General features: G+C 69.1%; 21 protein-coding genes and 1 tRNA gene. 5 read left to right on the plus strand and 17 right to left on the minus strand.

All coding sequences use genetic code 11. The annotated features are described in order from the left end of the window. Positions 1-22: 22 nt before the first annotated feature. Positions 23-1,303, minus strand: a complete 1,281-nt coding sequence (locus ACIBBD_RS02240; protein ID WP_399417359.1) for an HNH endonuclease — start codon at positions 1,301-1,303, stop codon at positions 23-25. Between the two features lie 130 nt (positions 1,304-1,433). Between ACIBBD_RS02240 and ACIBBD_RS02245 the strand changes: the two genes are divergently transcribed. Further along, positions 1,434-1,736, plus strand: coding sequence for a hypothetical protein (locus ACIBBD_RS02245; protein ID WP_399417360.1), 303 nt, complete (start codon positions 1,434-1,436; stop codon positions 1,734-1,736). Between the two features lie 104 nt (positions 1,737-1,840). Here ACIBBD_RS02245 and ACIBBD_RS02250 read toward each other — a convergent pair whose 3' ends face one another. The 15 genes from ACIBBD_RS02250 to ACIBBD_RS02320 form a co-directional block, all read right to left on the minus strand. Next, a complete protein-coding gene (locus tag ACIBBD_RS02250) occupies positions 1,841-2,197 on the minus strand; it encodes a helix-turn-helix domain-containing protein (protein WP_399417361.1) in 357 nt (118 codons plus the stop codon). Beyond that, positions 2,194-2,433, minus strand: a complete 240-nt coding sequence (locus ACIBBD_RS02255; RefSeq protein ID WP_399417362.1) for a WhiB family transcriptional regulator — start codon at positions 2,431-2,433, stop codon at positions 2,194-2,196. The genes ACIBBD_RS02250 and ACIBBD_RS02255 overlap by 4 nt, the downstream gene beginning before the upstream one ends. Beyond that, positions 2,430-3,254, minus strand: coding sequence for a hypothetical protein (locus tag ACIBBD_RS02260; RefSeq protein ID WP_399417363.1), 825 nt, complete (start codon positions 3,252-3,254; stop codon positions 2,430-2,432). The genes ACIBBD_RS02255 and ACIBBD_RS02260 overlap by 4 nt, the downstream gene beginning before the upstream one ends. Continuing rightward, the gene (locus tag ACIBBD_RS02265) at positions 3,251-3,448 is read right to left on the minus strand and encodes a hypothetical protein (protein WP_399417364.1); all 198 of its coding nucleotides are present in this window, start codon (positions 3,446-3,448) and stop codon (positions 3,251-3,253) included. Before ACIBBD_RS02265 ends, ACIBBD_RS02260 begins: the two co-directional genes overlap by 4 nt. Then, entirely contained in the window at positions 3,445-3,816 is a 372-nt protein-coding gene (locus tag ACIBBD_RS02270) for a hypothetical protein (RefSeq protein WP_399417365.1), read from the minus strand. The genes ACIBBD_RS02265 and ACIBBD_RS02270 overlap by 4 nt, the downstream gene beginning before the upstream one ends. Continuing rightward, positions 3,813-4,100, minus strand: coding sequence for a hypothetical protein (locus tag ACIBBD_RS02275; RefSeq protein ID WP_399417366.1), 288 nt, complete (start codon positions 4,098-4,100; stop codon positions 3,813-3,815). The genes ACIBBD_RS02270 and ACIBBD_RS02275 overlap by 4 nt, the downstream gene beginning before the upstream one ends. A 68-nt stretch (positions 4,101-4,168) precedes the next feature. After that, positions 4,169-4,969 (minus strand): recombinase RecT, encoded by an 801-nt coding sequence (locus tag ACIBBD_RS02280; protein WP_399417367.1) that lies wholly within the window; start codon positions 4,967-4,969, stop codon positions 4,169-4,171. Further along, the gene (locus ACIBBD_RS02285; RefSeq protein ID WP_399417368.1) at positions 4,966-5,484 is read right to left on the minus strand and encodes an HNH endonuclease signature motif containing protein; all 519 of its coding nucleotides are present in this window, start codon (positions 5,482-5,484) and stop codon (positions 4,966-4,968) included. The genes ACIBBD_RS02280 and ACIBBD_RS02285 overlap by 4 nt, the downstream gene beginning before the upstream one ends. Continuing rightward, positions 5,481-6,461: a YqaJ viral recombinase family protein gene (locus ACIBBD_RS02290; protein ID WP_399417369.1), complete on the minus strand. Its 981-nt coding sequence runs from the start codon at positions 6,459-6,461 to the stop codon at positions 5,481-5,483. The genes ACIBBD_RS02285 and ACIBBD_RS02290 overlap by 4 nt, the downstream gene beginning before the upstream one ends. Then, positions 6,458-6,706: a hypothetical protein gene (locus tag ACIBBD_RS02295; protein WP_399417370.1), complete on the minus strand. Its 249-nt coding sequence runs from the start codon at positions 6,704-6,706 to the stop codon at positions 6,458-6,460. The genes ACIBBD_RS02290 and ACIBBD_RS02295 overlap by 4 nt, the downstream gene beginning before the upstream one ends. 178 nt (positions 6,707-6,884) lie before the next feature. Further along, a complete protein-coding gene (locus ACIBBD_RS02300; protein WP_399417371.1) occupies positions 6,885-7,394 on the minus strand; it encodes a hypothetical protein in 510 nt (169 codons plus the stop codon). Beyond that, on the minus strand, positions 7,391-7,693 hold the full coding sequence (locus ACIBBD_RS02305) for a hypothetical protein (protein WP_399417373.1): 303 nt from the start codon (positions 7,691-7,693) through the stop codon (positions 7,391-7,393). The genes ACIBBD_RS02300 and ACIBBD_RS02305 overlap by 4 nt, the downstream gene beginning before the upstream one ends. After that, positions 7,690-8,529: a phage antirepressor N-terminal domain-containing protein gene (locus ACIBBD_RS02310; protein WP_399417374.1), complete on the minus strand. Its 840-nt coding sequence runs from the start codon at positions 8,527-8,529 to the stop codon at positions 7,690-7,692. The genes ACIBBD_RS02305 and ACIBBD_RS02310 overlap by 4 nt, the downstream gene beginning before the upstream one ends. Before the next feature lie 110 nt (positions 8,530-8,639). Next, the gene (locus ACIBBD_RS02315; protein ID WP_399417375.1) at positions 8,640-8,921 is read right to left on the minus strand and encodes a hypothetical protein; all 282 of its coding nucleotides are present in this window, start codon (positions 8,919-8,921) and stop codon (positions 8,640-8,642) included. Between the two features lie 8 nt (positions 8,922-8,929). Beyond that, the gene (locus tag ACIBBD_RS02320; protein ID WP_399417376.1) at positions 8,930-9,136 is read right to left on the minus strand and encodes a helix-turn-helix domain-containing protein; all 207 of its coding nucleotides are present in this window, start codon (positions 9,134-9,136) and stop codon (positions 8,930-8,932) included. A 216-nt stretch (positions 9,137-9,352) separates the two neighbouring features. Between ACIBBD_RS02320 and ACIBBD_RS02325 the strand changes: the two genes are divergently transcribed. The 3 genes from ACIBBD_RS02325 to ACIBBD_RS02335 all read left to right on the plus strand — a co-directional run bounded on the left by ACIBBD_RS02325 (position 9,353) and on the right by ACIBBD_RS02335 (position 11,768). Beyond that, positions 9,353-9,877, plus strand: coding sequence for a helix-turn-helix domain-containing protein (locus ACIBBD_RS02325; RefSeq protein ID WP_399417377.1), 525 nt, complete (start codon positions 9,353-9,355; stop codon positions 9,875-9,877). A 105-nt stretch (positions 9,878-9,982) separates the two neighbouring features. Beyond that, on the plus strand, positions 9,983-10,387 hold the full coding sequence (locus ACIBBD_RS02330; protein ID WP_399417378.1) for a hypothetical protein: 405 nt from the start codon (positions 9,983-9,985) through the stop codon (positions 10,385-10,387). A 19-nt stretch (positions 10,388-10,406) separates the two neighbouring features. Then, on the plus strand, positions 10,407-11,768 hold the full coding sequence (locus ACIBBD_RS02335) for a hypothetical protein (protein ID WP_399417379.1): 1,362 nt from the start codon (positions 10,407-10,409) through the stop codon (positions 11,766-11,768). A gap of 71 nt (positions 11,769-11,839) precedes the next feature. Here ACIBBD_RS02335 and ACIBBD_RS02340 read toward each other — a convergent pair. Next, positions 11,840-11,911 (minus strand) — tRNA-Val (locus ACIBBD_RS02340). Positions 11,912-12,092: 181 nt separating this feature from the next. Here ACIBBD_RS02340 and ACIBBD_RS02345 point away from each other — a divergent pair. Then, the gene (locus ACIBBD_RS02345; RefSeq protein ID WP_399417380.1) at positions 12,093-12,872 is read left to right on the plus strand and encodes a DUF4097 family beta strand repeat-containing protein; all 780 of its coding nucleotides are present in this window, start codon (positions 12,093-12,095) and stop codon (positions 12,870-12,872) included. The last annotated feature ends 33 nt before the right edge of the window (positions 12,873-12,905 follow it).

The following is a 12,905-nucleotide window of genomic DNA, read 5'->3' on the forward strand; positions in this document are numbered from 1 at the left end:
GATGTGCAGGGGCGGACGGGGATCAGGAGGCCGGCGCGAGAGGGCGGGCGGCGATCTCGAACACGGAGAGGTGGCGGGTCAGGCAGGTGCTGATGTCGGGGTCCTGGTAGGAACCCGCTGCCGCTGCGGCCGGATAGACGTCCTCGATGTAGATGTCGCCGTCAGTGCCGATACGACGGATGCTGTCGAGGAGGGCGGAGTGTTCGGCCTCGTTAGGCCAGCGCCGGGCCGCGGCATGGAAGGCTTCCCGCCATGTCTCGATGACCTTTGCGAAGTACTCGGTAACCCCAGTCACTTCGCGTTCGTCGTCGCTCAGGCCGAAATGGAGGAGGGCCGAGCGTCGGGATCCGGCGTAGGCGGCGGCCCGTTCAACACGAGTGACATACACGCCAGCGCCGAGCAGCTGATCGACCTGTTGGCGTACCCGCTCGCTGCGCTGTTCGTCCGGGTATTCGCCCGTGGTAGTGAGCCAGGACATCGTCCATGCCTGGGCAACGCGGTCGACTTCCAGCTCGCCGATGGCGTCCCCGATCTTGCTGAGGCCGTACCAGGCGGCGTACTGGGCGGCCTCCAGGATGAGGTGGGCGTCGACGTCTCGCTCGCGAGCCGACTTGGCAGTGGCGAGAATGCTTGCGCGCGTCTCGCCGCTGGCCTCATCGCCGGCGGCATCGGCCCAGATATCAAGGGCCGCCTGCACGACGGAATCGAGCGGGGCTGCTGCGGCACTCGGCTTGCCCCCGGCGATGGCCTTCGCTCGGTCCTGAAGTTCGCGCACCATGCGCCAGCCGATGCCGCAGCAGTAGCGGAAGGTGTTGCTGGCCGTGACCGTCTTGTTGGTCATGGCCTTCTCGATGATGTCCGGCCAGACCTCGACCGGCAGGCCGGCCTCGCGGAAGTTGTCGAGGCTGGTCTTCCACCCGTCGGGCAGGTCGAGGGTGTGCCGCTTCCCGCCGTTCTCGTAGGTCCACCCGTTCCAGGCCTGCTCGAAGGCGTCGCGGTAGGCGCGCTTGGGTTCGTTCTGGGCCCGGAGTTCCTCGGCGGCCTGCTGCATGGCGGCTGACCAGCGGAGGGCGTCGTCAGCCACGTCGGCAACGTGATGGGCGTCGGGGCTGGCGCTGCTCTTTCCGCTGTTGCAGGGTTCGCAGCTGGTGACGAGGTTGCTGGGTTCGTCGGTGCCGCCGAGCGCGATGGGGATCACGTGGTCGACGCGCAGCGGGGTGTCCGGGGCGGAGGCGCCGCAGTAGCGGCAGGTGTGGTTGTCCCTGCGGAGGATCTCGTAGCGGAGGCGTTTGGAGACGGCCATCGGGGCTTCTTTCGCTTGAGCTCGGACACGTCGGAGTGGTGCTGGGTCTGGCGATGCCGGGCCTGCATCTGCCACATTACTTTAAAGATTGGAAAGAATGGAAGGATTGGTAATGGCTTACACTCTGGACATGGCCTCGGACCTGGAACCCCGCATCGCCGACGACGGCGTGCAGGAAGTGCCGCTCACCAAGGCGCGCGCACTCCTGACGCGCCTTATCGAGCAGGCGCGAGAAGAAGGCCTTGTCAGCGCCCTCACCGTCAGGGGCCGGCGTCGGATCTACCTCGTCACACCCGACTACGTGCGCCGGGCGCAGCTGCACTCGGAGGTGACCGAACGGCTCCGGCGCTTGTCGGACAACAAGACGTTCATGGAAGGGCTCGAACAGGCAGACCCGGACCTGCACTATCTGCTCGACACGGGAACCATCTGACTCCATCTCTCCTCCTCTCCTCCGGGCCCCGCCGTGTGGCGGGGCCTTTGTCGTGGCTGGTGGTGTGGCGGGTCAGGGTCCGGCGCGCGGCCGGTGGGCGGCGGTCACGCGGCGGCTCGTCGGGCGCGGGCGTAGTAGACGGTCTGCCTGGTGCATCCGACGCGTGCGGCGATGGTTCGGGCAGGCAGGCCCCACTGGTCGCATTGGGCGATGGCTGCGCGCCGTTCGACCCAGGTCAGGGTTTCGGGAGGGTCTCCGGCAGCGGCTCGCTCGATGGCCGCCTCGTCGGGCTCCGGGGGCGTCCAGGTCCAGTCGTCTCCGGCGGCCCGGCGCTTGCTGCGGGCTCGGTGGACTGTGCGCGGGGAGCAGCCGAGCTGGTTGGCGATGATCCGGGCGGAGAGTCCCTGCCGGTCGAGCTCGGCGATGGCGTCGTGCAGCTGGGTCGGGATGAGGGTGCTCACGCCGCCTCCCTCATCCGCCGGTCGTCGCGCTGCTTCTTGCTGAGTGCGCCCCAGACGCCGGCCACGGCGATCCCGTCGTAGGCCTGGAGGGCGGCGGCGTGGGCTGCGCAGTCGGGCTGGACGGGGCAGCGCTGGCAGATGCGCTTGGGCACGGTCTGGCTGCCGCTTGCGCTGGTCCACTGGTCGGGGTCGGATTGGGCGCCCAGGGCGGCGCCCATCCACGCGTAGCGGCTCACGCGGCCACCTCCACGGCGTACTGGGGGTGCTCACGGAAGGCGTGGTCGAGGTAGGACTTGTGGACGCCGAGGCGGTCGGCAGCGGCCTGCCGGTCCAGGCCGCTGAAACGCATCAGCTCGTTGGCGTCCTGGGCGACGATCTCCCTCTTCGTGACGCCGTACAGGGGCTCGAAGTAGGGGTCGTCGATGTCGTCGGGGTGCTGGTCCCAGTAGGCGGGGGTGGGCCAGCGGTTGGCCTTGGCGCGGGCCCGGGCCCGGTCGGCGTGGCCGGGGTGGACGCCGTGCTTCTCCGGCTTCACGTGGCGCAGCTCGCCGTAGGCTGCGACGATCTTCTCGGCGTAGCTGATGAGGATGACGGCGTCGGGCCGCAGCTCGATCACCCACCGGTTGGACACGCCGGCATACGCGGCCACCCTGCGGGATGGCCAGCCGACGGCGACAAGGGCCTGGATGCGGCGCATCGTTCCGACGGTGGTGAGGGGCTTGACGGCGAGGATCTTCGCGGCGGTCTCGGGGGTGGTCTGCCGCTGCCGTCCCCGACGGCTGGAGGGGCGGCCGTGCAGGAAGTTGCCGACGGTGGTGTGTGCGACGCCGGCCAGGCGGGCGATGCAGGTGATGCTGTGTCCGATGGTCTGAAGGTCGAGGATGTGCTGGCGGACGGGTTCGGCGTCGACCAGGACGCGGGCGGGCTGGATGATTCCGGCCCGGATGGCGCGGCGGCGGGCGTTGTGGCGGTCCCGGCAGGCGGGAAGCTGGCACCCGTAGAGCTTGATGCAGACGGAGTTGTTGTGGTGGGGGGCTTCGTTGGTTGCGGTGGTCACGGCTTCTCCTTCCGGGCGTCGTTGTTGGCGATGTGCTGGCAGGCCGACAGCAGGTGGGGGTCGCGGCCGGGGGTGTTGTCGGGTGCGGCGGGCACGTTGTGGCGGGAGCCCCATCCGGTGATGAGCCGGTAGGAGAGGGCGGAGGCGCCGCACATGACGGCCAGGCAGGCGAGGAGCAGGACGACGTCGTTCACGCGGCCCTCCGCTGCTGGATGCGGGCGAGGTCGCGCTGGGCGGCTATGGCGAGGCCGCGCGGGGTCAGCTGCCAGACGGCGATGCGGTGGGCGTGGGTGTTTTCCTGCGTGGACGGCACCGTGCGGCCGGTGTGCTCGATCACCCCGCCGTTTCGCAGGCCGTTGATGGCGGCCCCTAGGAAGCCGTGGCCGAGCTCGGGGAGAACGTCGCGGAGGTCGTTGCAGCTGAAGGGTCCGCGCCGGCCGAACAGCAGGACGGCCTGCTCGACGAGGAGCAGAGACCACTCCGACTGCTTCACGATGTCGTCTAGGAGGAGGTTCTTCTCGTCGGCGGCGAGACGCTCGGCGAGAGACAAACGCTTCGTCACTGGTCGTCCTCCTCGTCGTCTTGGGCGGCCTCGGCGGCGGCCTGGGCGCAGCGGGATTCGTCGTCGTCGAGGAAGTCGAGGTCGCAGCCGGTGCCGCAGTCGGGGCAGCCCCAGCCGTTGCATCCCGGGGACTCGCATCCGGAGTCGTAGGCGGGTTCTCCGCAGTCGGGGCAGCCGCGCTCGTCTGGCACGGTGTGCGGGCGGTTCGGGTCAAGGAAGACGATCTCGGTCACGGTCCCGGCCGTGAGGTTGATCGGCTCGATGGGAATGCGGATCTCATCCATTGCGTGGTTTCCTTGCCGGGTGATGGGGCCGGCCCGATTCCCGCGGGCCGGCCTCCGCTGCGTGCGGGCTAGTTGGTGCCGGGGCCGAGTTCGGGGCGCTGCGGCTCGCTGAGGTACTCGGGCGGGACGTCGATGGCGTCCGGCTGCCAGTCGGTGCGCACGGTGCCGTCGTGGGCGAGGGCGCGGGCCAGCTCGGCGCTCTTCGGCAGGGCCTTGAAGTGGTTGCGCAGGACTGTCTTCTTGGCCATCTCGTCGTAGTTATTGCGCCAGGCCGGGCTGTTGGCGGACGGCATCTTCTCTCGCCGCTCTTCGATCTCCGACGGGTACATGACCTTGAAGGTCCGGCCGCCGTTGATCAGTCGGGCGATGGAGTAGTAGGCGACCGGGCGACCGCGCGGACCCGTCTTGCAGGGGCGGTGGACGAGCTTCTCCTCGAGGCCTTCCTCGTGTTCGAAGTAGTCGTTCTCGCGGACCGTCTCGACCTTCACCGACGACGCCATCGGGTGCTGGTAGAAGAGCGTCACCATGCCTTGGTAACCAAGCTGGAATTCGGCCTGGCCCTTGCGGGGGATGATGAACGCTTCCTGTGTCGGCGAGCCCGGCTCGAAGCCCAGCTGCGAGCACGTCATCAGCGCGCCGAGGAAGGACTCGGTGGTGCATTCGGCGAGGTCGGGGTTCTTGCGGATCAGCGTCAGGGCGATGCGGGCGATGCGGTCCGCGTCCATGTGCTTCGGGAGGGCGCGGGCGATCTCCGGCTTCATGCGCTCGATCTGCTGCGCCATGGTCGGCTTAGGCTGCTCGCCGGCCTGCTCGACCTGGCCGACGATCTCGGCGCGGCGGGCCACGGCGTTGCGGGCGGTGTTGGTCACTTGCTGCTCCTTGCTGCGTTCTCGCGACGGGTGTTCTCGGCTCGCGTCACGGGTTCGAGATGGGCTGGGTTGATGCACATGGGGACCCGACAGAGGTGATCGATGGTCAGGTCCGCCGCTATCGGGCCGACGAAGGTCTCGTAGGCGACGCGGTGGGCGTAGTGGAGGGTGTCGTTCAGGGAGATCCGGCCGTAGCCGTTCTTGCCGGTGCGTCCCTGCCAGATCCAGCAGCCGCCTCGCTTCACGTGGCCGGCCTGGAGTCGTTCACGGACCGAGAGGACCGGCTCCAGGTCGAGGTAACCCTTGCGCTGGACCCGGCGGTAGTGAGCGGTGCACAGGCCGCTTGAGTAGACCGGCTTGTCGCAGTCGACCGCCGCGCAGGTCGCCTTGACGCGGGGCTTCAGCTCGACGCTGCCTGTGGTCTTCCATCGCTGGTAGTGGGTGCCGCACCAGTTGCGGGCATGCACCCGGCGGGTGCATCCGGTGATGGAGCACAGTCGCTGGCCGGTCTTCACCGCTCCCCCATCACGATGTTGAGGACTCGGGTGTCGTCGCCCCGGTACGGCTCGGGGTCGAGGTCGGGGTCGAGGGCGAGAGCGGCGGTCTTCCAGCTGATCTGGCCTTTGCGGGGCCGCCACGTGTAGGCGAGTTCGCCGCGGATGTAGACGTCGGTGCCGTCGCCGGCCAGCGCTTTGAGGTGGTTGTCGGCCTCCGTCATGGCGATGTCGGCGGCCTGCATCTGCTCCTGGGCGGTGCGGCGGATGGTCAGCCACTTCTCGACCTCGGCGGCGTCGGCGACGACGTCCTTGCGGGTCGGGTGGGCGTGGAGCCGGTCGAGGAGCTGGCCGGTGGCGTGGCTGCCGTCGAGGGGCGGCTGGAGGCCGGTTTCGACCCGGCCCCAGAACTCGGCGGCGATGGCGAGGAGGTCTTCGATGAGCTTCTCGTCGCGTTCGATGCGGTGGACGATGGTGCGCTGTCCGCCGATGAGGGCGGCGGTGTAGCCGAACGACCAGCCGGTGACGAGGAGCTGCCACTGGGTCTGGACCTGGACGTCGACGGGCGGCTCCTCGAGCCACTCCTGCAGGGCGTAGCTGGAGCGCGTCTTGAGTTCGACGACGCCGGGCAGGCCGCCGTCCTCGGTGGTGCGGTCGAGGTTGACGAGCGCCCACGGGATGTCGGGGAGGCGCAGGGTGCCGGGGTTGTCGAAGATCGGCAGGCCGGTCTTCTTGGTGAAGCGGCTGGCCACGAACGGCTCCAGCTCGTGCCCGTGCTCCGCGGCCTCGCTGAGTACCTCGTCGATGCGCGGCGGGACGGTCTGGCCGGTCTTCTTCAGCCAGATTTCCAGCGGCGACGTCCACGGGTTGAGGCCGCAGATCGCGGCGATGTCGGAGCCGCCGATACCGGACTTGCGGACGGCGTGCCACTCCTCGCGCGGTGCATCCGGGCCGAGGACGACGGTCGCGCCGGACGGGTACGTTGTCGCGGTGGTCATGCCGCCGCCTCGCCGTTGGCGATGGCCTGCAGTTGGGTGACGATGCCCAGGTCGCCGTCTTTCAGGGCGGCGACGTAATCGGGGTAGATGATGCGGAGCTTCTCGGCGTGGACGCGGTCGGCGCGCTCGATGGTGGTCATGAGGCTCTGGGTGAAGCTGCCGGGCTGGCAGCCGCCGGGCTGGCCCCAGTGCCACAGGACGTGGCGGGCGGTTTCGGCGGGGATGGTGGGGCTGCTGGTGCTCATGTGAGGCTCCTGAGGGTGTGCTGATGGGCGGGACTCCGCCCCGGCAGGGGGGAGGGGCCGGAGTCCCTGGGATGCCGCGACGTGGGGGCCGCCAGCGGCGGGCTTGGTGCGCCGCCTCGCCGGCCGGTGTCATCCGGCGCGGCGGCGGGTCAGTGGGTGGCCAGCTCGGTGGTGAGGCTCACGACGCGGCCAGTCCCTCGCGGTCGACGTAGCCGGCGGCGAGGCTGTCGGCGAAGTCGCGGGCGACGACCAGTTCGAAGCGGCGTTCCCGCTGGAACTTGAGCTCCGCTTCCAGGCCGGCCGCGCGCTCCTCGAGCCGCTGGATCGCCGCCCGCACCTCGCCGTTGGACAGCGGCCTGCGGGTGGTGAGGGTGTTCGTCTCGGCGTGCCAGGTCTGGGGCCGGTTCCAGTCGGCGGCCGGGTAGGCGCCCTGGAGGAGGGTCGCGATGCGCTGGGAGCCGCCCGCGGCGAACTTGATGATGCGGCCCCGCCGGTCGAGGGCGCGGGCGAGGTAGTGGCGGACGCTGTCGCCGGTGCCGTCGGTCCAGATCGGGGTGACGAGGATGGTGGCGGCGCCGGGCGCGATCTGGTTCAGGCGGTAGGGCAGCTGCTGGATGTGGCGGCGGCGCCGGGAGGCGGACGCTTTGCGGGGGCGGACGGGCAGGTGCTCGACGACGGTGGCGGTCACGGCGTCTCCAGCGGTGTCGGGTAGGGGAAGGCGGGGGTGGTGGCGTCCTCGTCGGCGTCGTAGAGGAGGTGGCCCCACTCGGCGCGCTCCCCGACCGGCGCGGGCGTTCCGGCGGTCGCGTACTCGGGGTGGGCGAGGAGGTCGTCGAGGCGGGCCATGCGGTTGGCGAACTTCTGCCGGGCGATGCGGCGCCGCAGCTCGTGCAAGTCGACGTCCAGCTGGGCGATTGGCCGGGCCGGTCCGGCGGGCATCGGCAGGGCGGCCACGGCAGCCTCGACGGTGGTGATCGGCTCGGTCATGACGCCTCCCCGAGCCGCTGCTGGGCGGGGTAGCGGTCGGCGTAGAACTCGCCCCAGACCTTGTCGAACATGGGGCGGTCCGCCTCGGTGTACGACTTCACCGTGCGCTCCCGGCCGTCGACCAGCCCGATGGAGTCCTTCGGCTTCTCGCCGTGCTGCATCTCGTAGGCCAGCGACACCCGCCGGCCGAACGAGGAGCGGACGGAACGGCGCTCGTCCTTCGACAGGCCGCGGTCCTTCAGGTACATCTCGACCAGCAGGGCGCGGTCCTCGGGTGCGATTTCCGCGATCTCGCCGGCGGCTTCCGCGTAGTGGTGCAGCTGCCGAGACCGCTTCCACTTCGGGTCGACGGTGTCGTCCATCGCGGCGATCAACTGGACCAGTCCGAGCGCGCGGCGGATGCGGCGCTCCTCGATCTGCTGCTGCAGCGTGTCGAGCTGCTCGTCGGTGGCGCGCTCGTTGATGGCGCCGCCCTTGGTCCAGTACGCCTCGATTGCGTCCGCGGTCTCGTTCTGGAAGGCGATGAGCGTCGGACGGGTCTCGGCCTTGACGCGGTTCTCGTTGACCGTGGCCAGCAGCATCAGAAAGGTGCGGACTGGGGCGAGCGAGTGGACGCGGGCCTGCGTGTCGCCGGGAAGCTGCATGGTGCTCTGCACCACGGAGGCCCACGAGCGGGTCTTCAGCTTCTCGTGCTGGTTCTTCCAGTCGAGGCCGAGCGCCTCAATGGCCGGACGGAGGATGACGTGCGGCTGGCCGTCGACCAGCGTGGTGTGGATGGAGCCGGCCGACAGGTCGAGCTTGGCGACCTTGGTCGACTCGTGGGGCAGAATGGACACAGGCGGTCCCTTTCGCTTCGTGCGTTCTGGATGGGGGATCGCGAGGTCGTCCCTGGCTTGGCGGTAAGGGGCGGCCTCTTTGCTGCCGTCAGGCGGCAGCGCGGGCCGGCTCAGGCGGCGACGCGGGTGTGCGTCTTGGAGAACGGCTTGACCGTGTAGCGCTCGTTCAGCGAGAGGATCTGAGCGCCGGTGAGGTAGTTGTCGCGGCCGTTGAAGACGTACTCGATCTCGCGCGCAGCGATCCGGTCGCGGAGCGTCCGAGCCGAGAACGGAGTCCACTGCGCGGCCTCTTCGGGCGTGTAGTGGAAGAAGAGGCCCTCGGCGGTCTGCGGGGCGGGGAGGTTCTCGCGGATCTTCGGCGTCCGCGTCTTGGTGGCCCTGGGGGCGGTCACTGTCTCTCCTAGGGGTGGTCGTCGTGGGTGATGTCGTCGGGGGTCACGCCGTACACCTCCGCGAGCTTGTTGATGTTCGTGTCGCTCAGGCCGGCCTTGCCGTTCTCGACCCTGGACAGCTGGCCCTTGTCGATTCCGGTCAACTCATGGACTCGATCAAGGCTCAAGTTGCATGCCTTGCGAGCCGCCCTTATGGCGTAGGCGTGCGGTCTCACGCTTGAAAACTTAGCCGCCAGTTGAGCGCTAGGCAAGCCTTAGTCGCCCGCCAATGCTCGCCTTTTAAGCGCCAATTACGGGGCGCACGCCCCGTACTGCCCGGTAAGCCCGGTGCGCCTCATGCAACCCAAAAGCTCTGTTTAAAAGCTCAACCGCAGGTCAAAAGGCTGAGACTTAACTAGGGGGTTGAACGGAAGTAGTGCATGATGAGGGTCATGACGCGTGAGCGAGACTGGGAAGCACTCGGCAAGGCCTACGCCGAGGCTCGCAAGGCCGCCGACCTGACCCAGGCCGACGTGGCCGAGCAGCTTCACGTCAGCCGCACAACCGTCCAGGCGATCGAACGGGGCGCGCTGCCGAACAGCAGCCCCTTCACGAAGATCACGTCGACCATGAGGGCCTACGCCCGACTCGTCGGCTGGACTGAAACGTCCCCCGACCGCATCCTCAACGGGGAGGGGCCAGAACCGGCCACTCAACCCGTTTCAGCTCCAGCCCCGGAATCAAGCTCAGGCCTACCGACGGCCATCGACCGGGAGCTGCGCGCCGGCAAGACCCTCGACCACACCGTGGTCCATCTCGGCAGCGAGAGCGACGACGACACCCGCATCATCGTCGTCCTCAAGGGGGCCGAGGACATCAGCGAGGACGAGCTCGACGAGTTGTGGCACAAGTGGCGCCGGACGCGTCGGCACCTTCAGGCAATCCCCGGCGAATCAGACACCTCGCAGGAGACGTGAGGGTTTTCGGCCTCAACTGGTCGACTGTGACTCAAAAGTGTGCTTCGATCGACATACCGTCACCGAGGGGGGGCACTGCTCGGATCGGGGTTGCACGTGTGGGTTATGCACGTTGAGCGTGTCAAGGGTAAGTACGTAGAGCCCGAGATCATCGATCTTGAAGACGGTAGTGGTTGCCTGTTCCGGCTGCACGAAAGCGACATCCACGAGGACGGGCCGGCCTACCTGTCCCGCCTCCTCACCGACCAGGCGCAGCGCTGGGCTCCGCGCCCGCCTGGCTCGCCTATCGGCCCCGTGATCCCGGTCAGGTGGACGCGCACACCGGACATGCCGAATCGTTTCGCCATTGGCGTCGAGGACGGCGTCGGCTCCATCACCTACAAGTGCCACACCGAGCTGATCAGCCAGCGCGCCGCGGACTATCTCAGCCGTCTCGACACGGAGCGATCTCCGTACTGGCAGCGTGTACCCGAGGGCTACCACGAAGACGGCGCAGACGGCGCCGAGTAGCCGAGCGCAAGGGGGCACCGTGGCCTACGCCGAGAAGGTCTACAAGGTCCGCAACGGCAAGCAGACGAAGCAGTACACCTGGCGGGCCAGGTACAAGAAGCCCGACGGCACCTGGGGGAGCGAGCCCGGATTCCCGACGAAGAAGCTGGCCGAGGACTGGGGCGACCAACAGGAAGTCTCCATCCGGTCGGGCACGTGGATCGACCCGGAGAAGCTGCAGACGGCGTTCGGCAAGTGGGTGGAGATCTGGAAGACGGCGAACAAGAAGCGCCCTCGGACCCAGTCCAGCCGGGCATATCTGCTCGACAAGCTGCTGCTGCCCGAGTGGGAGCACACGCCGCTGACCGAGGTCAACAACGTCTTCGCCGTGAAGGCCTGGGCCACGCGGATGGCGAAGCCGCACGGCAAGCACGACCCGGACACCGTGGCGCAGGCCCGCAGCCTGCTCTCGACCATTCTGTCCGGCGCCGAGGATGCCGGCTACATCCCGGCGAACAAGTTGTACGGCAGGCGCATCCTCGTCGGCACCGACCATCACGAGGAAGAGGAGGAGGTGTGGGCCCAGCCCGACGAGATCTACCGAATCTACCGGCGTCTGGACGGCGTGCATGCGCTGATGCCGCTCGTCGACTGCTACCTGGGCCTGCGGTGGGGTGAGCTGGCCGGCCTACACCGGGACAACTGCCTCCTCAAGCGCGAGGACAGGATCGACGGAAAGCCGTTCGTGCGGCACGTCGTCCGCGTGGACGCCAAGCTCGGCTCGCTGCACGAGGACACCTTCGAGCTCGACGAGGACGGGCTGGCCGACTGGCACCGGGCGGAGGACGCCCGGCTTGAGGAGTGCCGGGCCAAGGGGTGGAAGGCGAACCGCCGCAAGCCGCCGAAGAACGTCGTGAAGCTTTACCTGGGCCCACCGAAGAACAAGTACTCGGCTCGGGAGGTCGACGTGCCGGAGTTCCTGGTGCGGCTGCTCGGCGAGCACCTCGAGGCCTGGCCGCATGAGCATCCGTTCTCCACTCCGGGCGGGCAGTTCTGGCGGCGCGGGAACTTCACCCGGGCGCAGCTGCGGCCCGCGGCGGACGGGCGGGAGGCGGTGGCCCGCAAGCGGGGGTTCGCGGGCCGGGAGGCGTGGGAGCCGATCCTGCCTGGGTTCACGATGCGGGGTGCGCGGCACACACACGACACGTGGATGAAGGACGACGGCGTGGACCGGGCACTGAGGTTCTTGACGATGGGGTGGGTGCCGAAGGACATTGAAGGGACCTACGAGCACGTGACGCCGGAGATGCGCAGGCACCGTCTTCAGCGCCTGGAGGCCAGGTGGGAGCGCGGGAAGCGCGTGGCGGGGCAGGGCTCGGCGGGAGACCCCAAGAAGAGTTGATCTCCTAAGAATCCCCTAAATGATCTATCAGAGGCCCCTTACGGATCATGTAAGGGGCCTCTGACCTGGGGTGGGCGCGGACGGTTTCGAACCGCCGACATCCTGCTTGTAAGGCAGGCGCTCTACCCCTGAGCTACGCACCCAGGACGAGTCGACAGCCTACCTTGCCCGGGGCACTGCCCCGCAAACCCGTCACGGGGGTTACCCCCACCCCGGATCCGGGAGGCCACCGGATCGTCCCGCGGACGGCGGCTCCCTACCGTCACAAGCGTCAGGAACAGCGGCGTCGACACGGACCCGCGGTCCGTCCAGGGGGAGCCCACCATGACCCGTCTCACCGTCCCGGCACGCGCCACGCGCGCCGCCCTCGTCACCGGTGCCGTGGTGGCGCTCGCCGCGACCGCCACCGCCTGCGCCTCCGCGGGCGACGACGAGCACCCCGACCGCAGGTCCTTCGCCCTGCGGGGCGACACCCTCACCGTGGACTCCGACGACTCCGCGCTGGAGATCGTCGCCTCGGACGCGCACACGGAGGGCACCGTCGCCGTCACCCGCTGGTTCGACGGGTCGGTCGTGGCCGGCGAGGCGCCGGAGGTGACCTGGGCGATGAAGGGCGACCGGCTGGTGCTGCGCATGCACTGCTCCGGCCTGGTCGCGGACTGCTCGGCCAGGCACCGCGTCGAGGTCCCCCGGGGTGTCGCGGTCACGGTCGAGGACGACGACGGCAGCGTCCGCGCGCGGGGCTTCCGGGACGCCCTGAGCATTCGCACCTCCGACGGCTCGGTACGGGTCACGGACTCCAGCGGGCCGCTGGACCTGCGCACCGACGACGGTTCGGTGCGTGCCGAGGTCGCCTCACGGAAGGTGAGCGCGCGGACCCGCGACGGTTCGGTCCGCCTCGATCTGAGCGCCGTACCGGACCGGGTGGAGTCGGTCACCGGCGACGGTTCGGTGACGATCGCGCTGCCCCGGGCCGCCTACCGCGTGACGACCCGCACCGGCGACGGCGCGGTCGATGTCTCGGTGCCCCGGGACGACTCCAGCGCGCACGTGGTGACCGCGCGGACGGACGACGGCGAAGTCACCGTCAGGAACGCGAACTGACGGGCCCGTGTGTTCGTCCCTAACCGGTGGGAG

It is taken from the genome of Streptomyces sp. NPDC051315 (assembly GCF_044455165.1).
In the GTDB taxonomy this organism is placed as follows: Bacteria; Actinomycetota; Actinomycetes; order Streptomycetales; family Streptomycetaceae; genus Streptomyces.